Source organism: Roseovarius salincola, assembly GCF_026891095.1.
In the GTDB taxonomy this organism is placed as follows: domain Bacteria; phylum Pseudomonadota; class Alphaproteobacteria; order Rhodobacterales; family Rhodobacteraceae; genus Roseovarius; species Roseovarius salincola.
In genome coordinates this window covers 120,408-145,372 of sequence record NZ_JAPTNL010000003.1, presented here as the reverse complement: position 1 = coordinate 145,372, position 24,965 = coordinate 120,408, and the positions used below count along the sequence as shown (strand labels likewise).

The 24,965-nt window shown below is 63.6% G+C and carries 20 protein-coding genes; 16 read left to right on the top strand and 4 right to left on the bottom strand.

Going from position 1 to position 24,965, the window contains the following annotated elements; all coding sequences use genetic code 11:
* Window positions 1-2: 2 nt before the first annotated feature.
* From N5A93_RS05625 to N5A93_RS05590, 8 genes are all read left to right on the top strand, one after another.
* Complete coding sequence (locus N5A93_RS05625; protein ID WP_268954098.1) at window positions 3-1,430, top strand: FHA domain-containing protein; 1,428 nt, start codon at window positions 3-5, stop codon at window positions 1,428-1,430.
* Window positions 1,408-2,307 carry a PP2C family protein-serine/threonine phosphatase gene (locus N5A93_RS05620; RefSeq protein WP_268954097.1) on the top strand — a complete coding sequence of 300 codons (900 nt, stop codon included), beginning with the start codon at window positions 1,408-1,410 and terminating at the stop codon, window positions 2,305-2,307. The genes N5A93_RS05625 and N5A93_RS05620 overlap by 23 nt, the downstream gene beginning before the upstream one ends.
* Window positions 2,308-2,330: 23 nt before the next feature.
* Window positions 2,331-3,584 (top strand): tRNA modification GTPase, encoded by a 1,254-nt coding sequence (locus N5A93_RS05615; RefSeq protein ID WP_268954096.1) that lies wholly within the window; start codon window positions 2,331-2,333, stop codon window positions 3,582-3,584.
* A 142-nt stretch (window positions 3,585-3,726) separates the two neighbouring features.
* On the top strand, window positions 3,727-5,790 hold the full coding sequence (locus tag N5A93_RS05610; protein ID WP_268954095.1) for a dynamin family protein: 2,064 nt from the start codon (window positions 3,727-3,729) through the stop codon (window positions 5,788-5,790).
* 14 nt (window positions 5,791-5,804) lie between these two features.
* Window positions 5,805-6,734 carry a dynamin family protein gene (locus N5A93_RS05605; RefSeq protein WP_268954094.1) on the top strand — a complete coding sequence of 310 codons (930 nt, stop codon included), beginning with the start codon at window positions 5,805-5,807 and terminating at the stop codon, window positions 6,732-6,734.
* Between the two features lie 33 nt (window positions 6,735-6,767).
* Window positions 6,768-7,145 (top strand): hypothetical protein, encoded by a 378-nt coding sequence (locus N5A93_RS05600; protein WP_268954093.1) that lies wholly within the window; start codon window positions 6,768-6,770, stop codon window positions 7,143-7,145.
* The gene (locus N5A93_RS05595) at window positions 7,145-7,942 is read left to right on the top strand and encodes a hypothetical protein (RefSeq protein WP_268954092.1); all 798 of its coding nucleotides are present in this window, start codon (window positions 7,145-7,147) and stop codon (window positions 7,940-7,942) included. The genes N5A93_RS05600 and N5A93_RS05595 overlap by 1 nt, the downstream gene beginning before the upstream one ends.
* 116 nt (window positions 7,943-8,058) lie before the next feature.
* On the top strand, window positions 8,059-9,507 hold the full coding sequence (locus tag N5A93_RS05590) for a sensor histidine kinase (protein WP_268954091.1): 1,449 nt from the start codon (window positions 8,059-8,061) through the stop codon (window positions 9,505-9,507).
* A gap of 15 nt (window positions 9,508-9,522) precedes the next feature.
* Here the strand turns inward: N5A93_RS05590 and N5A93_RS05585 are convergent, their stop codons facing one another.
* Window positions 9,523-10,080, bottom strand: coding sequence for an acyl-homoserine-lactone synthase (locus N5A93_RS05585; protein WP_268954090.1), 558 nt, complete (start codon window positions 10,078-10,080; stop codon window positions 9,523-9,525).
* Between N5A93_RS05585 and N5A93_RS05580 the strand changes: the two genes are divergently transcribed.
* Window positions 10,079-10,507, top strand: a complete 429-nt coding sequence (locus N5A93_RS05580; RefSeq protein WP_268954089.1) for a hypothetical protein — start codon at window positions 10,079-10,081, stop codon at window positions 10,505-10,507. The two genes, N5A93_RS05585 and N5A93_RS05580, sit on opposite strands and share 2 nt — an antisense overlap.
* Window positions 10,508-10,570: 63 nt before the next feature.
* Here N5A93_RS05580 and N5A93_RS05575 read toward each other — a convergent pair whose 3' ends face one another.
* Window positions 10,571-11,659, bottom strand: a complete 1,089-nt coding sequence (locus N5A93_RS05575; RefSeq protein ID WP_268954088.1) for a response regulator — start codon at window positions 11,657-11,659, stop codon at window positions 10,571-10,573.
* A gap of 483 nt (window positions 11,660-12,142) precedes the next feature.
* On the opposite strand from N5A93_RS05575, the gene N5A93_RS05570 reads away from it, so the two are divergent.
* Both N5A93_RS05570 and selD read left to right on the top strand, forming a co-directional pair.
* On the top strand, window positions 12,143-13,282 hold the full coding sequence (locus N5A93_RS05570; protein WP_268954087.1) for a response regulator transcription factor: 1,140 nt from the start codon (window positions 12,143-12,145) through the stop codon (window positions 13,280-13,282).
* Window positions 13,283-13,378: 96 nt separating this feature from the next.
* A complete protein-coding gene (gene selD, locus N5A93_RS05565; protein ID WP_268954086.1) occupies window positions 13,379-15,562 on the top strand; it encodes a selenide, water dikinase SelD in 2,184 nt (727 codons plus the stop codon).
* Here selD and mnmH read toward each other — a convergent pair.
* Entirely contained in the window at window positions 15,559-16,620 is a 1,062-nt protein-coding gene (gene mnmH, locus N5A93_RS05560) for a tRNA 2-selenouridine(34) synthase MnmH (protein ID WP_268954085.1), read from the bottom strand. The two genes, selD and mnmH, sit on opposite strands and share 4 nt — an antisense overlap.
* Window positions 16,621-16,814: 194 nt before the next feature.
* Here mnmH and ehuR point away from each other — a divergent pair, with 194 nt between their 5' ends.
* The 5 genes from ehuR (at window position 16,815) to N5A93_RS05535 (ending at window position 21,770) form a co-directional block, all read left to right on the top strand.
* Window positions 16,815-18,212: a MocR-like ectoine utilization transcription factor EhuR gene (gene ehuR / locus N5A93_RS05555; protein ID WP_268954084.1), complete on the top strand. Its 1,398-nt coding sequence runs from the start codon at window positions 16,815-16,817 to the stop codon at window positions 18,210-18,212.
* Between the two features lie 85 nt (window positions 18,213-18,297).
* Entirely contained in the window at window positions 18,298-19,317 is a 1,020-nt protein-coding gene (locus tag N5A93_RS05550; RefSeq protein WP_268954083.1) for a TRAP transporter substrate-binding protein, read from the top strand.
* 90 nt (window positions 19,318-19,407) lie between these two features.
* Window positions 19,408-20,025 carry a TRAP transporter small permease gene (locus N5A93_RS05545; protein ID WP_268954082.1) on the top strand — a complete coding sequence of 206 codons (618 nt, stop codon included), beginning with the start codon at window positions 19,408-19,410 and terminating at the stop codon, window positions 20,023-20,025.
* 3 nt (window positions 20,026-20,028) lie between these two features.
* The gene (locus N5A93_RS05540) at window positions 20,029-21,315 is read left to right on the top strand and encodes a TRAP transporter large permease (RefSeq protein WP_268954081.1); all 1,287 of its coding nucleotides are present in this window, start codon (window positions 20,029-20,031) and stop codon (window positions 21,313-21,315) included.
* Window positions 21,316-21,329: 14 nt separating this feature from the next.
* Window positions 21,330-21,770 (top strand): universal stress protein, encoded by a 441-nt coding sequence (locus tag N5A93_RS05535; RefSeq protein WP_268954080.1) that lies wholly within the window; start codon window positions 21,330-21,332, stop codon window positions 21,768-21,770.
* A gap of 86 nt (window positions 21,771-21,856) precedes the next feature.
* Here the strand turns inward: N5A93_RS05535 and N5A93_RS05530 are convergent, their stop codons facing one another.
* Window positions 21,857-24,958, bottom strand: coding sequence for an efflux RND transporter permease subunit (locus N5A93_RS05530; protein ID WP_268954079.1), 3,102 nt, complete (start codon window positions 24,956-24,958; stop codon window positions 21,857-21,859).
* Window positions 24,959-24,965: the final 7 nt, after the last annotated feature.

The window sequence follows — 24,965 nt, the reverse complement described above, 5'->3', positions numbered from 1 at the left end:
AGATGAAATTCATACGCGACATCATCGGCGAGAAGCGCCAGCATTCGGAAGGCGGCGCGATGCCCTCCGAGCATGATCAAGAGGCCGCAGCCGCGCCGGTTGGGCCAGAGGCCGCGCATCCCGCGCCACTGAAGCTGGACCCGGCCAGCCGCGTCCTGACCCGCGATGCGGCATTGGAAGAGGACGAGGCGGACCCGCAGGCCGAGGCGCTGGCGGGATATGCCGGTTTCTTCGATCCCGGACATGATGGCGCCCAGATTGGTGCCCGGAGCGAGGGCCGCAGGGCCGGTTTTGAGGAGGAAACCGAGGCCGTGGATCTGACGGGGGACTCGATTCGCATGACGTTGTCCGGGGCGATGGCGAAGGAAGCCGCAGACGATGCCGTGGCGGATCCCGCCAATGAGGCGCTGGACGAGACATGGACCGCGGACGAGGTCGAAAACCTCTGGCAGGACACCGTGGCCGAGGAAGATTCCGGCGCGCCGCGATTGGAGACGCTGGCTGCTGACGACGACGCTGATGACGATATCAGCGCCGTCCTGAACGCTATGGCTGCCCGCGAGGCCGAGGCCCCCGGCCCGGAATATCCCGCGCCGTCTGCCGCGCCCGAGCCCGAGCCGGTAGTGCAACCGGACGAGGCAGCGCAGCCACGCTGCGACGCGACCCCGGACATCGCGCGCGAACCGGCAGTGACGCATGGTGAAGCTCCTTCGCCCGCCGAGGCGGCATGCGCCAATGAGGATGCGTTTTTTGAGCCCGGGACCGCCGCCGCGCCAGAGGCCGAGGCACCGCAACAGGAAAACCAGGCCCCTTCAGCCGGGGCGACGCTTGCGCCAGAGGCGCCTGCGGCACCGCCGGCCGAAGAGACCGCGCGCGATCCGCAAACCGAGCCCGCACCCACGGCACCGGTGGATGTAACCGCTCCGGCGCTTGGCCGTGCGGCGGGGCGTGCCGGGCGGGTCAAGACACGGCTCCTGGGGTTCAATGGCGGGCAGACGCCGGGGTTCGACCCGATGGCGGCGGAGCGCGAAAGCCCCGAGGCGCCCGACACGCGATTCCCCGTCGGCTGGCTGGTGGTTGTGAAGGGACCGGGACGGGGCGAGGCGTTCGCGCTGCAAGCCGGGGTGGCCCAGATCGGGCGCGGCGCAGGACAGCAGGTGCGGCTTGATTTCGGTGATAACAGCATTTCGCGCGAGAACCATGCCGCGATCGCCTATGACCCCGAACAGAAGACCTTTTTCATCGGTCACGGCGGCAAGGCAAATCTGGTGCGCCGCAATGGCCGCCCGGTGTTGAGTACCGAAGAGATGCAGGCCGGAGACGTGATCGTGATCGGCGAAACCACGCTGCGCTTCGCGCCGCTTTGCGGATCCGAATTCAGCTGGGAAGAGGGCGAGGACACCGGCCATGCCCATGCCGCCCGTGCCTGAATTTCTTTACGATGCCGCGATGGTCATCGACCAGGGGCGGCGTGCGCGTCAGGAGGATGCGATCGTATCGGATTTTCCCGCCGGCAACGGGTTCGGCTTCGTGGTGCTGGCCGATGGTATGGGCGGGCACGCGGCGGGCGATATCGCCAGCAAGATCGCGGTGACCGAGGTGTTCAGCGAGCTTAAGATGCAATCGGGCGATCCCGAGTTGCTGGAGCGCCGGATCGGAGAGGTTCTGGGCGACGCGGTGCTGAGCGCGAACGAATGCATCGGCCTTTATTCCAGCCGCTCGAACGAACATGAGGGCATGGGCGCCACATTGCTGGCGCCGGTGCTGATGGATGATCGGCTTTACTGGGTCTCGGTGGGGGATTCGCCGCTTTACCTGTTTCGCAACGGCACGATGAGCCGGTTGAACGCGAACCATGCGCTGGTCTCGCAGATCGATTTCCTGGTGAACAGCGGCATCATGGCGCGCGACGAGGCGCTCAGTCACCCCGATCAGGATTGCCTGACCTCGGTTCTGGCCGGGCGCGACATACCGCAGATCGACTGCCGCGCGACGCCGGTGCAGCTGATGCATGGCGATATCGTGATCGCCGCCAGCGACGGGTTGCAGATTCTTGGCGAGGCCCGGATCGAGGCGCTGCTGCGCTTTGCCGGGAACCAGTCGGCAGAGCGCATCGCGGACGGGCTTTTGCAGGATATCGGGCGGCTTGATGACCCATGGCAGGACAACGTGTCGTTCTGCGTCGTCAAGGTGCAGAAGCAGGGCGAAGCGGCCCAGCCTGCCAAAGACCCTGTGCTGCGCCGAAAGATCAAGGGGCGAAACGGCTCGGTCACGATCCTGGCCAAGGTGAAGCGAAGCGCTGGCTAGGGCAGAGGCACGGGGAGAACGAATTGAGCATTGCCGAAGACATGAACCCGGTGGTGGCGCGGCTGGAAACTGTGCTGGAGACATCCGACGTTCCGGCCCCCTATCATCGCTGGGGTGCGCGGTTGTTGTCGCATCTGCGCAAGCCGGTGCAGGTGGTCGTGACCGGCCTGCCCGGCAGCGGCAAGACGGCGCTGCTGAACATGCTGGCGGGAAAGAATGTGCTGGGTGCGAAGAACGGCGCGGAGGTGAGCGAGATCGCCCATGGCAGTGATGCGCGCACCCTGTTCGAGCAGCGCGACGGGTCGGTCAGCCAGATCGCGGGCCTGGCGCGCGATGCTGTCTGGCCGCAGGACGTGCGACGGGTGCGCCAGGAACTGCCCGACCCGGAACTGGCCCGAAGGAGCCTGATCGAGATCGGTCTGCCGGCCCATCCCGACGCGCAGATCACGCGCCTTCAGGAGATCGTCGCGCAGGCCGATATCATCCTGTGGTGCACCGATGGGTTCACCGCTGCCGAACAGCGCCTCTGGAGCGCGGTGCCCGACCCGATCAAGGACCACAGCCTGCTTGTGGTGACGATGGCGGACCGGCAGATGATGCGTGGCGTTCTGGGGCAGACCATCGCGGCGCTGGACCCGATCGTCGCCGAAGAGTTCCTCGGGCTTTACCCGGTGGCGACAATGCAGGGGCTGAGCGCGCTGACCGCGGGCGACGGGGTGGATGGCGATCTGTGGGCGTCGAGCGGCGGCAGGGCCTTGTCGCAATGCATCGCCCATCAGGTGGAACTGGGACGCTCGAGCGATGTGGACCAGGCGCAGCTTCTGCTGGACAGGTTGGCGGCGCGCAGCGGGAACGGGCGTGCGTGTGCGGTGTCCGCGCCCGCACCGGCGCAGCCGAAGGAACCCGCGCAAGCCGCAAACGCATCCGAACCGTCGCAACCCACTGGCACCGGTGCGGTGCTCGATGAGGCCGCGACGCTGTTGCAAAAGCATGCGGGCAGCATGCTGGAACTGCTGGACGGCAGCGAGGACATGGACAGCGATGCGCTGCTGGATCAATGCGTCGATGCCGTGGCTGCATTGACCGGGATCATGGAGGCGGCACCGCAGGACGACCCCGACGCCGCCAGCCTGCGCGTGGATTTGCAGGATGGCGAGGAAATGTTGCTGCTGTTCCAGCTCGAGCGCGGCGAGGAGGCGGCGCTGGATGCGGTCACGCTTCTTTTGCAGTTGCGCAAGGAAATGGTTGGGAGAACCGCCGGGAGGGCACAATCATGAGTGGATCCAAACCCAAGGCCAGCCCAATTGTCACCACATTCAGGTCCCACATTCCAAGGGTGAGTCGTGTGAGTGAACCCCGTTTCCAGACCCCTAATATCCCAACCGCAACAGCCGTTTGTCAAATGCAGTCGGACGAGCCATGAATATCAAAGCACAGATCGACCCCGCCACCGAGATCCGGGCGCAGGCGCGCCCGACGAATCTCAAATCCGGAATGGAGACTCTTGCGCAATTCGCGCAGGAGGCCGCGCGCATCGAGGATGCGCTGGACCGGCTGGCCGATCTGACGGGACCGGACGCGGCGCGATCCGTTGCCAGGTTGAAAGCGCAGCTTCAGGCGTTCGAGCCCTGCGTCACGCTGTTGGGGCAGGTGAAATCGGGCAAGACATCCCTGATCAATGCGATGGCGGGCTGGTCGGATCTGTTGCCTTCCGATGTGAATCCCTGGACGTCGGTCGTGACCTCGCTGCATCTGGCCCCGGCCAGCCGGCGCGCCGAGACCGGCGCGCGGTTTCGCTTCATGACCGAAGAGGAATGGGACAGGCTGACCGTCAAGGGCGGCCGGATCGGCGAGTTGGCCGGGCGCGCGGGCGCCGAGGGCGAGCTGGAGAAAATCCGACACCAGATCGACGCGATGCGCGACAAGGCACGCGCGCGCCTGGGGCGCAATTTCGAGCTGTTGATGGGGCAGGAGCACGATTACGGCTTTTTCGACAAGAACCTTCTGGAGCGTTACATTTGCCTTGGCGATGATTTCGATGCGGGCGGCGCGGATGACGGCGTCGAGGATCAGGGGCGTTTCGCCGATATCACGCGTTCGGCCGATCTGTTCCTGAACTGCCAGGCGGTCCCGTTCCGCATGTGCCTGCGCGACACGCCGGGCGTCAACGATACCTTCATGATGCGCGAGATGGTGACCATCAAGGCGGTGCGCGACAGCCGGATCTGCGTGGTGGTCCTGTCGGCGGGGCAGGCGCTGACATCGGTGGACATGGCGCTGATCCGCATGATCTCCAACCTGCAGTCGCGCGACATGGTGATTTTCGTCAACCGGATCGACGAACTGCCGGACCCGGTGGCACAGATCCCCGAGATCGAAGAGAGCATCCGCCAGACCCTCAGGGACCATGACGGCCCGGCCGGGGCCGAGATCATCTTCGGCAGCGCGGCCTGGGCAAATACCGTGCTGAGCGGTGAACTGGAAGACTTGGACAGCGCCAGTTCAAGGGCGCTGATCGCCTGGACGCAAGCTTCGCTCAAGCTGTCGGAGAACAACGAGTCTCCAGCGAATATCGTCTGGGAAATGTCGGGCCTTCCGGCATTGTGGCAGGCGCTGAGCGGGCGGATCGTCACCAATCTGGGCACGCCCTGCCTTGCCGGTATCGCCCGCCCGGCGATCACGCTGGCCACATCGCAAGAGGCTGCCGCCTCGGTGGAGGTGCAAGGCGAGACCTTTTCCGACGGGATCGGCGCGGATGAATTGCGCGCGCAAATGGATCGGACCGCGCAGGAGGCGCTGGCGGCGCTGGAAAGCGATCTCGATGCGATCCTCGAAGAATATCGCGCCCGTGCGTCGCGTGCGCATGAAACCTTTGTCGATCGCGCCACGCATTCGCTGCTCGAACATCTGGAGCGGCGCGGATCGGACGTGATGTGGGAATACGACCCCGCCGGGCTGCGCATCCTGCTGCGCTCGGCCTGGTCTGTTCTGGGCCGCCGCCTGCGCAAGGCCGCAGAGGCGCGTTACGAAGAGGCCGTGACCGCGGCGGCGGGCGTGCTTTATCGCGGTTTCGGACCGGCGGTCGAGGGGATCCGGCTGGGCGTGCCCGATGTGCCCGAGCATCCCGCGCCGGTGGCGCTGGCGCAGACCATCGCGCTTGATTTCAACGATAGCTGGTGGGCCTCCTGGTGGCGGCGCACACGCGGCTACAAGGCCTTCGCCAAGCAGTTCCGTCAGTTGATCATCGGCGAGACCGAGGATTTCATGATCCAGATGACGGATGTCCAGACCCGTGACATCCGCGCTGATATCCTGGGCGGACTCGGCGCATTCTTCGATCAGCAGCAGGATATCCTGAAGGAACTCGGCGCGGGAGCGCAGGGGCGGAGCGATGTCGGGGCGCTGTTTGATTCAGGCGATGAACAGGGCCGGCGCGAGGCGCTGAAAAGCGCGCTTGCGACCCTGGAGCGGCACGCAGCATGAAAAGGGAGACGACGTTGACAACCGCAACAGTGGAACCGGACGTGACCACCCGCAAACCCCGGCTTGCCTTGATGGGGGAATTCAGCGCCGGGAAGAGCACCCTCACGAACATGCTGCTGGGGGGTGAGGCCCTGCCGGTGCGGGTGACGGCCACCAGATTGCCGCCGATCTGGATCAGCTACGGCCCGGATTCGGTGGTGGCGGTGTCCCATGACGGTGCGGAGCGCGCTTTGACGCTCGACGATCTTGCGCTTGTGTCGCTGGAGGACACCAAGGTCATCCGCATGCAGATGATCGCCGACACGCTGGAGATTTGCGACCTGATCGACATGCCCGGCATTTCCGACCCGAACATGTCATCCGATGTCTGGTTGTCGCTGATCGACGAGGTGGACAGCGTCGTGTGGTGCACCCATGCCACGCAGGCCTGGCGGCAATCCGAGGCTGCGGTCTGGGATGGAATCGCGGGCTCCACCAGCGGGCGCAACCTGATGCTGGTCACGCAGATCGACAAGCTGCGAAAGGGGCGCGATCGCGGGCGGGTGATGTCGCGCATCGCCAAGGAAACAGAGGGCCTCTTCGAGGCGGTCTATCCCATATCGCTGACCGGCGCGATCGCGGCGGATGAGGATGTGGCGCTCTGGCAGGAAAGCGGCGCGGCGGATTTTGTCGAGCATCTGGTCGAGCTGTTGCTGAGCGTCGAGACAGGCCGTGATCGCGGCCTGCCGAACAGCGAGGAGGCTGGCGGCGCCAAGGGATCAGCGGGAGCCGAGATCGTCCCGATGGCGCGCCCCGGTCGAGCGGATGACGCAAGCGGTTCGGCGGATGATGACAGCGTGGAAGATGACGGCCCGCGCGTGATGCCCAAGCGCGTTCAGGCCCCGGCGGATCATCCGCGGCGCACGGAAAGGCCCGCGCGGCGAAAGGCGTCGGATCGTGTCTGAGCCGCTCAACGGATACCTGTCAGGAGCGCAGGCATGAGCCTTTCGGCACGCCTCGATGCAATGCGAAGCGACATCCCGGGATGTTCACTGGTGTCCTTTGGCGATCTTCAGACCGCGCTGGCGCTGCGCACCAGTTCCGCGGCCCATTGCCCGCGCGAACAGCTTGACGAGATTTTCGCGCAGGCGGTGGCCAGCTTTGCCGCTGCTGACAGGCTGGCGCAGGATATGGCGGGCGCTGAGGCGCGGGCCGAGGATACGCTGGTGATGACGCCGTGCGATCTGCGGGTCTTTGTGCGTTCGCAAAGCAATGGCGAGGATGTGATCTGCGCGCTTGGCGACAGCCCCGAGGCGGTCCCGGCGATGATCGCTTCGGCGCGTGAGTTGTTGCGTGTCGCGGCAAGGGGAGGCTGATGGGACGCATGATGCCTGCCAGACGGATGCAGGATTGCGACGCCGCCGGGCGCTTGCGCCAAAAACTGGTGCGGTTGTCGGCGGACGCTGCGGAGCTGCGGGCGGAGCGCGACGAGACCGCGACGGATTCCGCGTCACTGATGCGGCTGTTGACGCGCGAGATCGACGATGCGGTCTTGCCGCGCTCCTTGGCGCTCATGGCACAGGGGCAGGAGCAGGGGCGGCTGACAATGTCGAATCGACGCCTTGCGGCGCTTGAACTGGCGGGTGTGGCGCAGGCGGATGTGCCCCAGCCCCCGGATTCGGACACCGCTGCGCAGATTCATGCGGAACGCCTCAAGCGGCTTGTGGGCCGGGGCCAGGAATTGTCGTTGCGCTGCCTTGGGCTGGCAACAGGCACGAACCGGGGCGGCGCGGCAAGTTGTTCAGCGCGCCAGCTTGCGGCGGCCCTGCTGGCGCTGGACACGGAAGGCCGGCTGGAGGGCCTGTTTCGCGCCCTGCGCGCTTCGGCGCTGGCCTGGGTGATGTGCCCGGGCGGAGGTGATATGCGCAAGGGAGGCCCCGAGGATCTGGTGGCCTGCATGACCGGTCTGGCGGAAGATCGCGCATCCCGTTGCCAGGTCGGGAGCAAGGCGCCGTGCTGCACGATCCTGTCACTTCCCGAGGCACGCCGCTTGCTGATTGCCGCCGATGGCGACGATTGTCTGCTTGTCGCGCTGCGCGAGGCCGATCTGGCGCAGGCGATGCAGGTCTGGCGCGAGATGTATGGGCAGACCGACAGCGCCCGGGGTGCCTGACGGAACGCAGGATCCGGCGGCGGAAGGGCCGCAAATTCTCCGCAATCGCGACCCAATAATTTCGCGATGTCGCGCTAGCCTGACAGACATCAGTTTCCGATCGGTATTTCGACGCCATGGCGCATGACATTCACTCAAAGCTTGAAAAGAACCTGGCGGGCGACACCAGGGAACGCCAGCTGCGCGACTATGTCGAGATCACCAAGAAGCTGATCTGGCAGCGTCAGGCCAGTTTCCTGGCGGCGATGCTGTTGTCGGCCTTCTATTTCGACGCCGCGATGGCGTTGATGTGCTATGCGGGATTGCTGTTTACCGAGGTGCTTGACCTCATGCTGACCCGCCGGGTGCGGGCATGGAAAGGTAACGATCCCGCCGCCGCCCGCGGCTTCATGATCTGGGTGATGGTCAACACGGCGCTGAGTGCGATCATGATCTCGGTCTTCGTTCTGCTGATCGCAATCCAGCAGGCGCCGGGCGATCATTTCATGCCGCTGTTCTTCCTTTTTGCGGCGGCACTGTTCGCGGCGATGAACAACCACCAGATCGTGCCCTCGCTGGTTCTGAGGCTGGGGATCTACGGGATCACCTTTCTGACCATCCCGGTGATGGATATCGTACGCGAGAAACCGACGATCGATTCCTATCTCTGGCTCGAATTCTTCACAGTGATCTTCGTTCTCTATTTCATCGTCGATTGCTCGTTCATGTTCCTCAAGCTTTATCGCAAGGGGCTCAAGCAACTGCACAAGATCAAGCTGGAGCATGACCGCGCCAAGCGGGCCTATGAGATCAAGTCGCAGTTCCTGTCCACCATGAGCCATGAGCTGCGCACGCCGCTGACATCGATCAAGTTCTCGCTGGACCTGATGGATTCGGGCTGTGTCACCAAGGTGCCCGACGATCTGAAGCCGATCCTGGATATCGCGGTCAAGAACAGCCGCCGTCTGGCGGAATTGATCAACGAGACGCTGGACCTGCAGAAGATCGAAAGCGGCGAGATGGTGTTCCGTTTCCAGAGCCTCGATATCTCAAGGGTGGTGGCGGAAAGCGTGGACGCGATCATGGCGCAGGCCAATGCCGAAGAGATCAAGGTGCGTACGGTCTTTCCCGACGAGGATACACTGATCAACGGGGACGAGGCGCGGATTCAGCAGGTGCTGGGGAATCTTCTGTCCAACGCTTTGAAGTTCTCGGAGGCGGGCGACGTGATCACGGTGGCAGTAGAGAGACAGGATCATCGTGTGCGGGTCAGCGTCGAGGATACCGGCGCCGGTATTCCCGAGAATTGCGAGTCGCAGGTTTTCGGGCGGTTCAGCCAGGTGGATTCATCGGACCAGCGCAAGGTCGGTGGCACCGGGCTGGGCATGAATATCAGCAAGCGGATCATCGAGCGCCATAACGGCACGATCCACTACAAGAGCCGCGTGGGCGAGGGCACGACCTTCTTCCTGGAGTTCGACCTGCATGTCCCGGACACGGAGGATGAACCCGGCTTCGAGGCGTATGACGACACGGCTGCCGACAACGAGAGCGCGCGCTCGGTGGCAGTCATGCCGGGTGAATGAACCGCGTGACGCGGGTCAGTTCATGGCCTGAACGACATTGAACAGGATGGCCTGGCTGTAGGTGCCGTCAGTGCGGAAACGCGGCCCGATGGGCACGGCGCGCAGGTCGAGGCGGCGCAGCCAGCGCGACCAAATCGCGGGCACGATCCCGATGACATGCGAGGCGCCAAGCTCGCGGGCAGTGGCGATCAGCTGGTTCACCAGCACCTGCTGGATCTCCATGCGACGCTGGGCGGGCACGTTCTCGGTGATGAACACGCGGGCGGCTTCCCAGACCCGGGGATCGACCGGCGCATCCATGAACAGCACGTCGCGCGGCATGTTTTCCAGGATACCGCGCTGCGCGTCGCGCAGCATGTAGCTGTAGGTGCCGCAGCGCGCCGTGGTCGGCGTCAGCCGGATGCCCGCCAGGATCTCGCCAAATTCATGAACGATGATCCAGCGGCATTGAGGCGTGTCGTACTGGTCGAACTCCATGCCGTCGGCTTCGTAGATCTGCCAGTCGAGCTGATCGATGAAGACGCGTTTTCTGGCCTTGAGGTAATTGACCAGTAGTTCCCCGTACTGATGCATGTTCTGGAACGAGAGGCTGGTGGCGCGCACATGCTCAGGCCGCTCGACCTGCCGGCTGGCACGGATCAGGGATCGTTTCTTTTCACGGCTGCTGGCAGCATCGCGAAGCGCCTTGCTGTCGGATGGCAATTCGGGAAACACCGTTGCCGCAGAGGTTGTGTCTGATGGAACTCTGAAATTCTTCATGGCCTGCGCCCAAATATGTCTTTTTAGTGGCCATTATGAGACATGGTGGTGCAATTATGCCAGCCCTTTTTCGCATTGCGGCGACAATTCGCGTGAATTTTTTGAAATTGTTCAACAATTGCGCGAGTTGCGCGCTCCGTTGACTGAACGTCAGGCGGCATCTGTCAGGATTCAAAGGAAAAACATGCCGCTTGCGCGCGTCTGCCCTGCCACGCCGGTTTGGCGTGGCACTATGACATGAATGTCGATTCGAGGCGGAGTCGCCCGCGCGCTTCGTGCAAAGGACGGGCGTCGGCGCGGGGGCTCAGGCCTTCCGGGTCAGCATCTTGCGGGGCGGCCAGCTGACATCGCGGTCACGCAGCTCGTCGTTGAACAGCGCGCGATAGCTGCGCGCCTCAAGGTGAGAAAGTTCGTCCTTGAGGTAGAGACTGCCCAGAAGATTGGTGGGCACGTTGTCGAGCGAATGTTCGATATTCCTGGTCTCGACGCTTTTCACTGCCGCATGAAGGGCGAAAAGGGCGTCGGCCGACAGGCGGGGTGCGACCTTGACCGGGGTGCCCAATACATAGCGGATGCGCGACTGCGCGACCGCCTCGCGCGCCTCGACCTGCCTCACCGCGCGGCGCATGGCCGCCCGGAGCTTGACGTTGAGAAGGGCGTTGCCAGTGGGATAGGCCATCAGGAAAATGCCGCGTCCGCGATAGGAGAACATTGCGTCCATCCCGTCGAGACTGGCCGAGAGCACCTTGGCGAAGGCAAAGAGCGACTCGGTGAACTGGTCGGCGGCGAGGCTATCCTGCAACTGCTCGAAATTCGACATCTTCAACGCGCTGACGCTGAAGCGGCGGCGGTCGTTCTGGGCGCGCTTGACGCAGAAATTCTCGAAGGCGAGATATTCGACCAGCCGCTTTAGGCCCTGCTTTTCAAGTTGCCGGGCGAGATCTGCATCCGAGGCCTTGACCGAGCGGGCCTCGACCCGCTGATAGCCATCGAAGTGAACGTCGGGCTTGTGAAAGGCCAGGTCGGTTCGCTGCCATGTCCGAAGTTTCTCGCGCAGTTCCTGAAAATCGAAGGGCTTGTTCAGATAATCTGACGCGCCGGCGGCGAAGGCGTTCTCGAGGTAGTGCTTTTGCGACATCGCGGTCAGCATGATGATCGGCGTCGTCGAAAACCGCGCGGTGTTGCGCACATTGCGACAAAGGGTGATTCCGTCCACTTCAGGCATCTGAATGTCGAACAGCAGGCAATCAAAGGCAGCGTCTTCGTGGGTGAGGATGTTCATCGCCTCAGTGCCGGACTGCGCCGTGACGATCTCATGGTTGTCGCTGACGGTGAGGGACCGCTCAATCAGGTCTATGAACGAGTCGTCGTCATCCACGGTGAGAATTTTCATCGTCTGCCCTGTGTGTTCTTGAGGAGAGAAATAAGGAAACTCGCAAACGCACCGACCGAAATGGAAGCTGTCACCCAAATCTGGAATTTCTTTGCGCAAATTGCGGTAGAACTTGGGTCATGCGTGCGATGCGGGCGTGGACGCGGCAAGGCCGAGGTCTGTGCCTGTCCAAGAGCGAGGGCCGCCGATGACCTCTGACGACGCTTTGGTCGGGCCTGTGCGCACTAAAGATTGTTCTTTATGCACGCAAAACAACCAGGAGTTGAATTGTAGTGTGTTTCAGGCGCTATCGGGCGGCGGGCTGTTCGAGCCGCTGCCATTTCACCTGAAGATGTGCGTAAGGGCGCGCCACGCCATAATTTGGTCGATTTCATTTATTAATGGTTAATACGTGTGTAGGCGCGCCCTCATCTGCCATTCTGCTGGGGCGCTGCCGTGAGTTCTGTAGGCAGCCAACTTCGGATCAGACTGGAGGCCGACGGAATGAGGATTCTGCTGGTTGATGATGACGAAAGCATTCTGGCGCTGCTCAAACAGTATCTGAGCGCCTCGTGCGGGCATGATGTTTCGGCCTGCGCGGGAGGCATTGCCGCGCTCGAACTGCTGGAGCGGACCTCAGAGCCGTTCGACTGCTTCATTCTCGACATCCAGATGCCCCAGATCGACGGGATTGAACTGTGCAAGCGTATCCGCGCGATTGCGCATTACAGCGAAACCTCGATCATCATGCTGACCGCCATGGCGCAGCTCGATCACCTTGATCGGGCCTTCGCGGCGGGGGCAAACGACTACATCACCAAGCCTTTTGAACTGGGCGAGCTGAGCGCGCGCATCAAGAGCAGCCAGCGCTTCGCGCAGGAACAGGCCGAAAGCGCGTCGGCGGCCGCCAAGGCGGACCGCTCGGTTGATGAAGCGCTGACGGAGGCCCCGGCCGAGGTGCCCGATGCGCCGGACGGGACCGCGTTCCCGGATGTGATCGACATTCACAACGTCGACCGGGTTCTGGGCTATACGGCTTTCGAGAACTACATCATGCAATTGCCGCGCTTCGGGATGTTCCTGTCGACGATCTGCGCAATCCGGATCCTGAATGCCGACAAGGCACACAGGATATGTTCTGATGAGCAGTTCCAGAAGATCATCCAGGCGGTGGCAGGCGTGATTTCGGACACAATGAAGCGCGACAGCTGTTTCATTTCATATCGCGGCGCGGGCGTGTTTCTGTGCATCCAGAACGGGCGCAGCGTGCTGAGCCGCGACGATATCGAACAGCCGCTCAACCGGCGGCTTCAACTGGCGCTGGCGCAGCTTCCGGTCGATGTGTCGCTGGAACTGGCGGTCGGCAAGCAGCATCCGTTGCGTTGGGTGACGAAATCGGGCGCATTGCGGGTGCTGTTCAACGCCGCGCGCAGCGCCGATGAGACGAGCGGCGCGCCGGTACCCGAGAGGCCGCGCGACACGACGCTTGTCGATTTCCAAGAGCATCGCAACGAACGCAGCGATCGCGCCGAAGGCGCGGGCAGCACCCAGAGCTACAAGTCATTGCTCAACGAACTGCTGGTCGAGGAAGAGGTATACCCCCGTCACCTCAACAAGATCAGCAAGGGCAACGGCGGCACCTGAACCAGGGATCCCGCCGCGACGCCAGGTCTCATGTCATCCATGCCGGATTGCGGATTGCGTATGGTTGCGGCCCCTCGCAACGGCTATGGATGCATCATGAACAGTCAACTTCCGCTGACGCGCGATCTGGTTCTTCTGGGAGGGGGCCACGCCCATGCCCTGGTCTTGCGCCGATGGGCGATGAACCCGCTGCCGGGCGCGCGCCTGACCCTGATCGAACCCAATGTCATGGCCCCCTACACTGGGATGCTGCCGGGTCATGTGGCCGGGCACTATGCGCGTCGCGATCTTGAGATCGACATCGTCCGGCTGGCGCAAGTCGCCGGGGCGCGCCTGATCATTGATCGCGCCATCGGGCTGGACCGGGCGGCGCGTCTGGTCAGGCTGGAAGGGCGTCCGCCCGTCGCTTATGATCACCTTTCGATAGATATCGGCATTACCTCGGCCCCAAGCGAGCTCGAGGGTTTTGATGAATTCGCCATCGCAGCCAAGCCCCTGGGACCTTTCGCCCAAACCTGGGCGGCGTTCGTCAGCGCGGTCGGGCAGGGCGCAAAGCCGCCCCGTGTGGCGGTGATCGGCGGTGGCGTCGGGGCAGTGGAACTGGCGCTGGCGATGCATCACCGGTTAACCGGCGTCACCGGACAGCCTCCGCAGATCGATGTGCTTGAGGTCAGCACCGCTCTTCAGGGGACCGCGTCCGGGACCCGCCGCAGGTTGTTGCGGGAAATGGAGCGGGCAGGCATCTCCTTGGTCGAGAATGCCCGGGTTGCGCGCATCACCGCAGACGGCGTGGACATGGCCGGCGGCGAGACGCGTCCCGCTGCGCTGGTTGTGGGTGTCGCGGGGGCGCGGCCCTGGGGCTGGCTCGAGGCGACCGGGCTGCCGCTCGAGAACGGGTTCATCAAGGTGGACGAAGGTCTGCGAGTCATGGACGATCCGGCGATTCATGCGGCGGGCGATTGCGCGCATCTTTCACATGCGCCGCGCCCCAAGGCCGGGGTCTATGCGGTGCGCGCCGCGCCGGTGCTGTTTCACAACCTGCGCGCCGATCTCACCGGCGGGCGTCGCCGCGTCTTTCGCCCACAAGGGGATTTTCTCAAACTGGTATCGCTTGGGCGCAAGGCGGCGGTGGCCGACAAGGGCGGGATCGGCATAAAGATTCCGGGACTGTGGCATTGGAAGGACCGGATCGACCGGCGCTTCATGCAGAAGTTCCACAAACTGCCCGCGATGCCCGCCCCGCGCCTGCCGCGCAAAATGGCCGAAGGTGTGCGCGCCGAGATGTCGGCCCATCCGGTGATCTGCGGCGGTTGTGGCGCCAAGGTGGGGCCGGGGGCATTGATGGGGCTGGTCGAGGACCTGGCACCGCTGGAGCGCGCCGACGTCCTGAGCCGACCGGGGGACGATGCCGGGGTGTTGCGCATCGGCGGGCAGACCCAGGTTCTGAGCACCGATCACCTGCGCGCCTTCATCGATGACCCCTGGCAGATGGCGCGGATCACCGCGATCCATGCGCTTGGCGATGTCTGGGCCATGGGGGCCGAACCACAGGCGGCGCTGGTCAATATCGTCTTGCCGCGCATGAGCGAGCCGCTTCAGCGCCGCACGCTGCGCGATATCATGGATGGCGCGGGCAGCGTCATGACCAAGGCCGGTGCAGCGATCATCGGCGGGCACAGCACGCAGGGCAGCGAGTTGACCATCGGTTTCACCGTGACTGGTCTGAACCAAGATGGCGCGATCGGGCTGGACGGCGCGCGCGCGGGCGACCGGCTGATCCTGACCAAGCCGCTTGGCACCGGCGTCATCATGGCGGCGGCCATGCGGGCAGAGGCTGATGGCGACGTGGTGCGCGGCGCACTGGAATCGATGACGCGCGCCCTTGCCGCCGATGCACATGCGCTGCGCGCGGCGCGGGCGATGACGGATGTCACGGGCTTTGGTCTTGCGGGGCATCTTCTGGCGATCTGCCGCGCCAGCGGTCAGGGTGCCGAGATCGAACCGGACGCGGTGCCGCTGCTGCCCGGCGCGGGGGCGCTGTTCGCCCGCGGCGTGCGCTCGTCACTGGACGGGGCGAACGCGGCCTTTGCGTTGCCCGAGATTGATTGCCAGGGCGAGGCGCCGGTTTGGCTGTTCGATCCACAGACGGCGGGGGGGCTTCTGGCCGCGGTGCCCGAGGATCAGGCCGAAGACTGCCTCGGCGCGCTTCATGATGCAGGCGCGGCGGCCCGGATGATCGGGCGGGTCACCGACGGCCCCGCGCGGATAACCCTGCTTTAGTTGCCCGCGGCGCGCGTCAGCGCCTGCTCGAGATCGGGCAGGGCGCGAAGCAATCCTTTATCATCAAGCGTCGCGATGCATACACGCTGCTCGGGTCCTTGCGTCTTGCGGCTGCGGGCCTTGGCATAGGCCGGGTCGTAATGCTCAAGGATCAGCGCCTCGGCCAGCGCGTCGAATTCCCCGGCCGCCGCCATGCTCTGCCAGCGATCCACCTGTGCATTGCCGCGAATGGGGCGCAGCAGGTCGAGCTGGCGGGCGAGGTGCTCCGGGGCGGCGGTGATGTCGGCATAGGCGCGGGCCAGATAGCGGGCGCGCACGGTCAGGGGGGCGGCGATCTCGACGCTCGGGGCGGCGCGCATCGCGGCCCAGAGTGCAGGCGGCACGATGCGTTGGCCAACCTTGTTCGACTCCGCTTCGATGACCACCGGGCGCGCCGGATCGATCCCCGATAGCACTTGCGCGAGCCGCCCTTCGAACAGCTTCTGGCCGGGTTGTCCGCCAGCGACCCCGCCAAGCGCGGAACCACGGTGATTGGCCAGCCCCTCAAGGTCGATCACCTGCCAGCCGCGCGCAGCCAGAAGCGCCAGAAGCCGGGTCTTTGCGGTGCCGGTATTGCCATCGAGCAGCACCGGGCGAATTCCAAGCGTGTCATCGTAAAGCAGCTGCACCACCAATCGGCGATAGGCGCGATACCCGCCCTCCAGCACGCGCACCCGCCAGCCGATCTGTTGCAGGATCGTCGCGAAGGCGCCCGAGCGCTGGCCTCCGCGCCAGCAATAGACCAGCGGGCGCCAGCCGCCGGGCCTGTCGGCCAGTTCGTTCTGAAGATAAGCCGCCACATTGCGCGCCACATATGCCGCACCGATCTTGCGCGCCTTGAAGCGGTCGTCCTGCACGTAGATGGTGCCGACCTCGGCGCGTTCGGCATCGCTGAGCGAGGGCAGGTTGATCGCGCCTGGCAGGTGATCCTCGGCATATTCCGAGGGCGAGCGGGCGTCGATTACCGTATCGGCGGGAAGGTCATTGAGCGACCGCAGATCGCAAAGCGTGAATTTCATGGGTGGCCCCTATCGCAAAGCCGGCGCGAGGACCAGATCATGGCGATCCGCAGACGGACCCACAAGCGCATTCGCAGGCCGGGCGTGATGCCCGGTCGCGTCTTCTGCCGGCATCTGTCATAGTGCCGGAAAACTGTGCTCTGCGCGCATTGCGCGATCCAGAGTCCGAAGACCACTGTTTGAGCGAGATCAGGATGACGTTCGAATTCCCAGACCGGGAGACCCTTTCCGAGCCGCTCTATGCCAGCCTTTCCGCAGCCATCGAGCGGCAGATACGCGAGGGCCGTTTGCGCCCCGGAGACCGGTTACCCACGCATCGGGCGGTCTCGAACGAGCTGGGGTTGAGTGTCCACACCGTCAGCAAGGCCTATGAACGGCTGCGCCAGCACAACCTTATCCAGGGGCATGTGGGGCGGGGCAGCTTCGTGGTCGACCCTTCGGGGCTGGACCAGCCGCCCTATGCGCTGAAATCCCAGCGAGAGGATGTGCTGGACTTGGCCATCTCGCGCCCGCTCTACGATGCGCATCACGATCAGGCCATGCGCCGCACGCTGCGCGAGATGGCGGATAATGCCGATCCGGCGACGATCCTGTCCTGTCGCCCGAATATAGGGCAGCCCGCGCATCGCGCGGCGGCGGTGGACTGGCTGGCGCGCTGCCGGCTGCGCACCAGCGCGGATCGGGTACTGCTGACCAATGGTGTGACGCATGGCATGGCGGCGTCGCTGTCGGCGGTGACCACGCCGGGCGACGTGGTGCTGGCCGACGATGTTACCCATCATCTGGTCATTTCGCTGTGCCGGTATCTGGGGCTGACGCTGGTGGGGGTGGCTGGCGATGAAGAGGGAATGTGCCCGGATGCGCTTGAGCGGGTCTGCCGAAGCCATGATGCGCGCGCCATCGTGACCTTGCCCAACCTGGCGACGCCGCGCGCCGGCCTGATGGGCGAGGCGCGGCGGCGCGCGATCGTCGGCGTGGCGCGCAGGCGTGATCTTGTGATCATCGAGAACGACGCTTATGCGCAGATCCTCGAGGATGCGCCAGAGCCTTTCGCGGCGCTGGCGCCGGACCGCTCGATCTACCTCACGACTTTCACCAAATCGACGGTCTCGGGGCTGCGCGCCGGTTACATGGCGGCGCCGGTTCAGATGCAATCGGCCTTGCTGAGCCGGTTGCTGGTGTTCTCCTGGGCGGCGACGCCGCTGGTCGGCGAGATCGCCACCCGCTGGGTGCGTGACGGTACTGCCGCCGCCCTGGCCGAGTGGCAGCGCGGCGTGCTGGCGGCGCGGGGGCGAATCGTCGCCGAGATTCTGGGCGATCAGAGATTGCAGGGCCATCCCGGCGGGCTCCATTACTGGCTGACCCTGCCCGAGGGGCGCTCGACCGATGATATTGTGGGCAATGCACGCCGGCTCGGGGTCGCGCTGGCGCCCGCAACGCCGTTCATGACATCCCAGGCCCCGGCGCTTGACGCGGTGCGGATTTCAGTGGGCGGCATACGCGACGAAAGCCAGTTCAGAACGGCGCTTGAACGGGTTTCGATGCTGCTTCGCGCAACCCGCGATATCGCCTTTCCTCTCGAATACTTATAATTGTCATGCGTCAATTATTGGTTTGACATGCAATACAATGCGGCACACGCTTTTGACGCAATTGTATGAAACAGGGAGCAAAGTAATGGCGAAATTCATGACCAACACGTTCGCAGCTGCGGCCGCCGTCGGTGTCATGGCCATCACGGGCAGCATGGCAAAGGCCGAAACCTGGCGCTACGCGTTCGAGGAGGCTATCGACGAGGTGCAGGGCGTTTTCGCCCAGAAGTTCAAGGAAGAGATCGAAGCGAATTCCGACCATGAAGTCCAGCTTTTCCCTTATGGCACCTTGGGTGAATCTGCCGACATCATGGAGCAGGCTCAGGCCGGAATCCTGCAATTCGTCGACCAGAGCCCGGGCTTTACCGGTTCGCTGATCCCCGAAGCGCAGGTGTTCTTCGTCCCTTACCTGCTGCCGCAGGACACCGAAAAGCTGAGCGAGTTCTTCCGCAACTCCAAGGCGATCAACGAGATGTTCCCCGAGCTTTACGCAGAGCAGGGTCTGGAGCTTCTGGTGATGTTCCCCGAAGGCGAGGTCTGCATGACCACGCAGGAGCCCGTGTCGGGGCCGGACGACCTCAACGAGGTAAAGTTCCGCGTGATGACCAACCCGCTTCTTGTGGAAAGCTACAAGGCGTTTGGCGCGACGCCCACGCCGCTGCCTTGGGGCGAGGTGTACGGCGCGCTGCAGACCGGCATCATCCAGGGTCAGGAAAACCCGATGTTCTTCATCGAGTCGACGAAGATGTACGAGGTGACGGATGTCATCACCTGTGCGGGCCACAACAACTTCACCACCGCCGTGATGGCGAACCAGCAGTTCTTCGAGGGCCTTCCGGCCGAGGAACAAGAGATGGTGCAGGCGGCGATCGACGCCGCGTTCGACCACATCATCGGCTATCAGAGCGGCCTTCATGAAGCGAGCATCGAGAAGATCAAGGCAGCCAAGCCGGAGATGGAGGTCAATGTCCTGAGCGAGGAAGAGCGCGCGCCCTTCGTCGCCGCGGCTGAAGAGGTCGAAGAGACCTTCCTCGAGATGACCGGCGAATCCGGTGCCGAGATCCTCAGCCAGCTCAAGGCGGATCTTGAAGCCGTCGAAAACTAAAAGCGCAGACCGGCGGTCGCATTAAAGGATGCGGCCGCCGGTTTTCCTTATGGACAGTACATTCAACATCATCGCGGGGCCTGGACAGAGATGAACGAGTCTCAGACGCAGTCGCAAACCGACACCACCTCGACGGATGACGCATCCCTCAAGGAATATAAATCCACCCTTCCCGGTGTTCTGGGCACGGCCGACAATCTGATCAGCAAGATCGAAGCCATCGTGCTGGCGGTCGGCGTGCTGCTGATGGCCGCGAACACGATCGCCAACGTGGTGGGCCGCTTCATCTTTCAGAACAGCCTCTTCTTTTCAGAAGAGCTGAACCGGATTCTGATCATCATGATCACCTTTGCCGGCATCAGCTATGCCGCGCGCCAGGGGCGTCATATCCGCATGTCGGCGATCTATGATGCGCTGCCCGGGAAAGGGCGCAAGATCATGATGATCATCATCGCGGTGGTGACGGCCGTCTTCATGTTCGGGCTGTGCTACTACTCGTTCAATTATCTTCTGACTCAGGCCGGACGGGGCCGCGTGCTGCCGTCGCTTCAGATCCCGGTGTGGATCACGCTGGTCTGGGTGCCCTTCGGGTTCTTCATGACGGGGATGCAATATGCGCTGACCGCCATCAAGAACATCATTGAGAAAGATACCTATCTCTCGACCGCCGTGCTCGAAGGATATGACGACGACGAGATGGAGGTCTGAGAGATGGCACTGACGATTTTCTCGATAATGATTGTTCTCCTCCTGCTGGGTTTTCCAATGATGATCCCGCTGATCGTGGGGGCCTTCGTGGGCTTCTTTTCGCTGTTTGGCGGGATGAGCCAGCTTGAGACGATGATTCAACAGATCATGGCGGGCATCCGGCCCGCCTCGCTGATCGCTGTGCCGATGTTCATCTTCGCCGCAGACATCATGACGCGCGGACAATCGGCCAACCGGTTGATCGACCTGGTGATGGCCTTTGTCGGGCACCTGAAAGGCGGGCTGGCGGTGTCCACCGCGGCGGCCTGCACGATGTTTGGCGCGGTCTCTGGGTCGACCCAGGCGACCGTGGTCGCCATTGGTTCACCCCTGCGCCCACGGATGCAGAAGGCGGGCTACAAGGACAGTTTCATCTTGGCGCTGATCGTAAATTCATCGGACATCGCATTTCTCATTCCGCCCTCGATCGGGATGATCATCTATGGCGTTGTCTCGAACACCTCGATCGCCGAGCTGTTCATCGCAGGGATCGGGCCGGGGCTGCTGATCCTGTTCCTGTTCTCGTTCTATTCGTGGATTTATGCGGTGCGTCACAAAGTGCCCACCGAGCCCAAGACAAGCTGGCCCGAGCGCCTGAGCGCCGCGCGCAAGGCGCTTTGGCCGCTGGGGTTCCCGGCGATCATCATCGGCGGCATCTATGGCGGCATCTTCAGCCCGACCGAGGCCGCGGCCGCCTGCGTGCTTTATGCACTGATCCTGGAGGTCGTGGTGTTCAGGGAGCTTGACCTCAAAGGGGTCTATGATACGGCCAAGTCGACCGGGCTGATCACGGCGGTGGTGTTTATCCTCGTCGGGGTTGGCGCGGCGTTTTCCTGGGTCATTTCCTTCGCGCAGATCCCGCAGCAGATCCTTGGCGGAATCGGCGTCGACGAGATGGGACAGATCGGGGTGCTGTTCGTGATCTCGATCGCGTTCTTCGTCGGCTGCATGTTCGTCGATCCGATCGTGGTGATCCTGGTCATGGTGCCGATCTTCGCGCCCGTGGTGAATTCGGTGGGGCTCGACCCTGTTCTTGTGGGCACGATCGTCACCCTGCAGGTGGCCATTGGTTCGGCCACGCCACCATTCGGCTGCGATATCTTCACGGCCATTGCGGTGTTCAAACGACCCTATTTCGAGGTCATCCGTGGCACGCCACCCTTCATCGTCATCCTGCTGTCGGTGGCGGTCGCGCTGATCTTCTTCCCGCAAATCGCGCTGTTCCTGCGTGACCTTGCCTTTGAGAAGTAGTCAGGAGACCCAAGATGTTCAAATCAATACTTGTGCCCTTCGACGGCTCGCCCAATGCCGAGAAGGCGTTGAATATGGCCATAGACATGTCGCGCGAATGCGGTGGCGGCAATGTCACGATCCTGACGGTCTATCGGCATCACTCGATGCTCGAGGCATCGCTGTCGATGGTGCGCCCCGACGATCCGGGCAATATGGACGACATCATGCGCAACCACGCAAAGGAGGTCGCCGAGCGTGGCAAGAGCGTCGCCCATGAGGCGGGGCTGACCGAAACCCGCGCCTTCGTCAAATCGGGGCCGACATCGCGCACCATCGTCAAGTTCGCACAGGAACATGGGATGGACCTGGTGGTGATCGGCAGCCGAGGTATGGGGTCGGTGGAGGATTACCTGCTTGGCAGCGTTTCGCACAAGGTGACGGGACTGTCCCGGATTCCTGTGCTGGTGGTCTGACCGCGCCGCACGGTGCTGAACAGGCGCTTTGGAAAGATGGAAAAGAGGGGGCGTTCCGACGCCCCCTCTTTTTATTTCCGCGTCCGTCAGCCCGCGCCTGCCCGGCGGAAGATCCGGGTGACGATCATGAAGAACAGCGGCACGAAGACCACGCCCAGAACCGTGGCCGAGATCGTGCCGGCGAGCACGCCCGAACCGATGGCGTTGCGCCCGCCCGACCCGGCGCCCGAACTGAGCACCAGCGGCAGAACCCCCAGCGAGAAGGCCATCGACGTCATGATGATCGGGCGGAAACGCTGGCGCGCGGCGGTGGCGACGGCGTCGATCACCCGTTCGCCCGCCTCGTGGCGCTCGCGCGCGAATTCCACGATCAGGATCGCGTTCTTGCCGGTGAGGCCGATCACGGTCAGCAGGCCGACCTGGAAGAACACGCCGTTCTCGAACCCGCCCAGCCAGGCGCCGGTCAGCGCGCCCAGCACGCCGATGGGCATGGCCAGCATCACCGCGAAGGGGATCGACCAGCTTTCATAAAGCGCGGCCAGCGACAGGAAAACCGCCGCCAGTGAGAGCGCATAGAGCAGAGGCGCCTGGCTGCCCGATTCCCGTTCCTCGAGCGAAAGGCCGGTCCAGGCCACGTCAAATCCCGGCCCGAGCTGCGCGACAAGACGCTCCATCTCGGCCATCGCCTCGCCCGTGGTCACGCCCTGTGCGGGCGAACCCTGAATCTGGATCGAGGGCACGCCGTTATAGCGGTAAAGCCCCTGCGCGCCATAGTCCCAGTTGCCTTTGGCGAAATTCGAGAAAGGAACAAGACCGCCGCTGACATTGCGCACGCGCCATTTCTCGATGTCCTTGGGTGTCGCGCGGGCATTGGACTCGCCTTGCACATAAACCCGCTTGATACGGCCCTGGTCGATGAAGTCGTTCACATAGGTGCCCGCCCAGGCGATCTGAAGCAACTGCCCCACATCGGTCGGCGTCAGCCCCATCGCCCCGGCCATGCGCCAGTCGATATCCAGGTTGAACCGCGCCGCATCCTCAAGCCCGCTGGGGCGTACGGAGGTGACCACCGGGCTTTGCGCGGCCATGCCAAGCAGCTGGTTGCGCGCGTTGACCAGTTCCTCGTGGGTCTGCCCTTCGCGGGCCTGAAGGTAGAAGTCGAAGCCCGACACGTTGCCCAGTTCGATCACCGAGGGCGGCACCACCGGGAAAACCTGCGCGTCGCGGATCTGGCTGAAAGCGCCAAAGGCCCGCCCGGCCAGGGCCTGAACGCTTTGCTGCGGGCTGGGGCGCTGATCCCAGTCCTTGAGCTGCACGAAGGCGAGGCCCATGTTCTGCCCGCTGCCCGCAAAGCTGAAACCGACCACGCCGAACATCGAATCCACGACATCTTCTTCCTGATCAAGGTAATAGTCCTCGACCTGCTTCACCACGTCGAGCGTGCGCTCGGCGGTGGCCCCGGTCGGGGTCTGGATCAGGGTGAAAAGGATGCCCTGATCCTCCTCGGGCAGGAAACCCGTCGGCGTGCGCATGAACAAGAGCGCCATTGCCGCGGCCAGCGCAAGATAGACGAGTCCCACTCGCAAGGGCCGCCGCACCGTCCAGCGCACGGTGCCGGTATAGCCCGAGGTAAGGCCGGAAAAGCCCTTGTTGAACCAGGCGAAGGGCCCGCGCTGAGCCGCATGTCCCTTGGATTTCAGCAGCGACGCGCAAAGCGCCGGTGTCAGGGTGATCGCCACCACCACCGACAGGGCCATGGCCGAAACGATGGTGATCGCGAATTGCTGGTAGATCACACCAGTCGAGCCCGGAAAGAAGGCCATCGGCACGAACACAGCCGACAGCACCATGGCGATACCGATCAGCGCGCCGGTGATCTGGCCCATGGATTTATGCGTGGCCTCGCGCGGAGGCAGGCCCTCTTCCTCCATGATCCGTTCGACATTCTCGACCACGACGATCGCGTCATCGACCAGCAGACCGATCGCCAGCACCATGGCCAGCATGGTCAGCGTGTTGATGGTGAACCCGGCCGCCGCCAGAACCCCGAATGTGCCCAGCAGGACCACCGGCACGGCGAGGGTTGGGATCAGCGTGGCCCGCAGGTTTTGCAGGAACAGGAACATCACCAGGAACACAAGGCCGATCGCCTCGAACAAGGTCTTGACCACTTCCTTGATCGATATCTCGATGAAGGGCGTGGTGTCATAGGGGATCACGTATTCCACGCCTTCGGGGAAGAAGCGGGCGAACTCCTTCATGCGGGCCTTGACCGCCTCGGCGGTACCGAGCGCGTTTGCGCCGGGCGCGAGGCTGATGGCCATGCCCGATGCCGGCCTGCCGTTGAAGCGCGCGATGGTGGCGTAGTTCTCGGCACCGATCTCGACACGGGCGACATCATCCAGCAGCACCAGCCCGCCATCGGTTTCGGCGCGCAGGACGATCTGGCGAAAGTCCTCGGGCGTGCTGAGCAGCGATTGCGCGGTGATGGTGGCGTTGAGCTGCTGCCCTTCCACCGCCGGGCGCGCACCGAAAGCGCCCGCCGAAATCTGCGCATTCTGCGCCGAGACCGCCGCCACGACATCCGAGGGCGCGAGTTCGAAAGCCGCAAGCTTGGCCGGATCGAGCCAGATGCGCATGGCATATTGCCCGCCGAACACATTGACCGATCCGACGCCGCGAATGCGGCTCAGCTCGTCAACGAGATTGGTGACCATGTAATCAGCAAGATCCACCTGTTCGAGGCTGCCATCGGTCGAGGTGAGGGCGACCACCATCAGGAAACCGGCCGAGGATTTCTCGACGGTGATCCCCTGGCGCTGAACGATCTCGGGCAGGAGGGGCGTGGCCTGGCTCAGCTTGTTCTGGACCTGCACCTGAGCGATGTCGGCATCGGTGCCGGTCTCGAATGTAAGGCTGATCTCCACCTGGCCTGCCGCTGTCGAACTGGAGGAGAAATAGCGCAACCCGTCAAGCCCGGTCATCTGCTGTTCGATAACCTGGGTCACCGTGTTGGCCACGGTATCGGCCGAGGCCCCCGGATAGCTGGCGTTGATCGAAACGGAGGGCGGCGCGATCTGCGGATACTGCGCCACGGGCAGCATCCGGATCGCCAGAACCCCGATCCCCATGATGAGGATCGAGATCACCCAGGCAAAGACCGGACGGTCGATGAAGAAACGTGCCATGATATTT

Excerpts from the sequence above, each read along its gene's own strand:
- N5A93_RS05625 (WP_268954098.1), top strand. The coding sequence starts at position 3 with ATGAAATTCATACGCGACATCATCGGCGAGAAGCGCCAGCATTCGGAA.
- N5A93_RS05620 (WP_268954097.1), top strand. The coding sequence starts at position 1,408 with ATGCCCATGCCGCCCGTGCCTGAATTTCTTTACGATGCCGCGATGGTC.
- N5A93_RS05610 (WP_268954095.1), top strand. The coding sequence starts at position 3,727 with ATGAATATCAAAGCACAGATCGACCCCGCCACCGAGATCCGGGCGCAG.
- N5A93_RS05600 (WP_268954093.1), top strand. The coding sequence starts at position 6,768 with ATGAGCCTTTCGGCACGCCTCGATGCAATGCGAAGCGACATCCCGGGA.
- N5A93_RS05595 (WP_268954092.1), top strand. The coding sequence starts at position 7,145 with ATGGGACGCATGATGCCTGCCAGACGGATGCAGGATTGCGACGCCGCC.
- N5A93_RS05590 (WP_268954091.1), top strand. The coding sequence starts at position 8,059 with ATGGCGCATGACATTCACTCAAAGCTTGAAAAGAACCTGGCGGGCGAC.
- N5A93_RS05580 (WP_268954089.1), top strand. The coding sequence starts at position 10,079 with ATGTTCTGGAACGAGAGGCTGGTGGCGCGCACATGCTCAGGCCGCTCG.
- N5A93_RS05585 (WP_268954090.1), bottom strand. The coding sequence starts at position 10,080 with ATGCATCAGTACGGGGAACTACTGGTCAATTACCTCAAGGCCAGAAAA.
- N5A93_RS05575 (WP_268954088.1), bottom strand. The coding sequence starts at position 11,659 with ATGAAAATTCTCACCGTGGATGACGACGACTCGTTCATAGACCTGATT.
- N5A93_RS05570 (WP_268954087.1), top strand. The coding sequence starts at position 12,143 with ATGAGGATTCTGCTGGTTGATGATGACGAAAGCATTCTGGCGCTGCTC.
- selD (WP_268954086.1), top strand. The coding sequence starts at position 13,379 with ATGAACAGTCAACTTCCGCTGACGCGCGATCTGGTTCTTCTGGGAGGG.
- mnmH (WP_268954085.1), bottom strand. The coding sequence starts at position 16,620 with ATGAAATTCACGCTTTGCGATCTGCGGTCGCTCAATGACCTTCCCGCC.
- ehuR (WP_268954084.1), top strand. The coding sequence starts at position 16,815 with ATGACGTTCGAATTCCCAGACCGGGAGACCCTTTCCGAGCCGCTCTAT.
- N5A93_RS05550 (WP_268954083.1), top strand. The coding sequence starts at position 18,298 with ATGGCGAAATTCATGACCAACACGTTCGCAGCTGCGGCCGCCGTCGGT.
- N5A93_RS05545 (WP_268954082.1), top strand. The coding sequence starts at position 19,408 with ATGAACGAGTCTCAGACGCAGTCGCAAACCGACACCACCTCGACGGAT.
- N5A93_RS05540 (WP_268954081.1), top strand. The coding sequence starts at position 20,029 with ATGGCACTGACGATTTTCTCGATAATGATTGTTCTCCTCCTGCTGGGT.
- N5A93_RS05535 (WP_268954080.1), top strand. The coding sequence starts at position 21,330 with ATGTTCAAATCAATACTTGTGCCCTTCGACGGCTCGCCCAATGCCGAG.
- N5A93_RS05530 (WP_268954079.1), bottom strand. The coding sequence starts at position 24,958 with ATGGCACGTTTCTTCATCGACCGTCCGGTCTTTGCCTGGGTGATCTCG.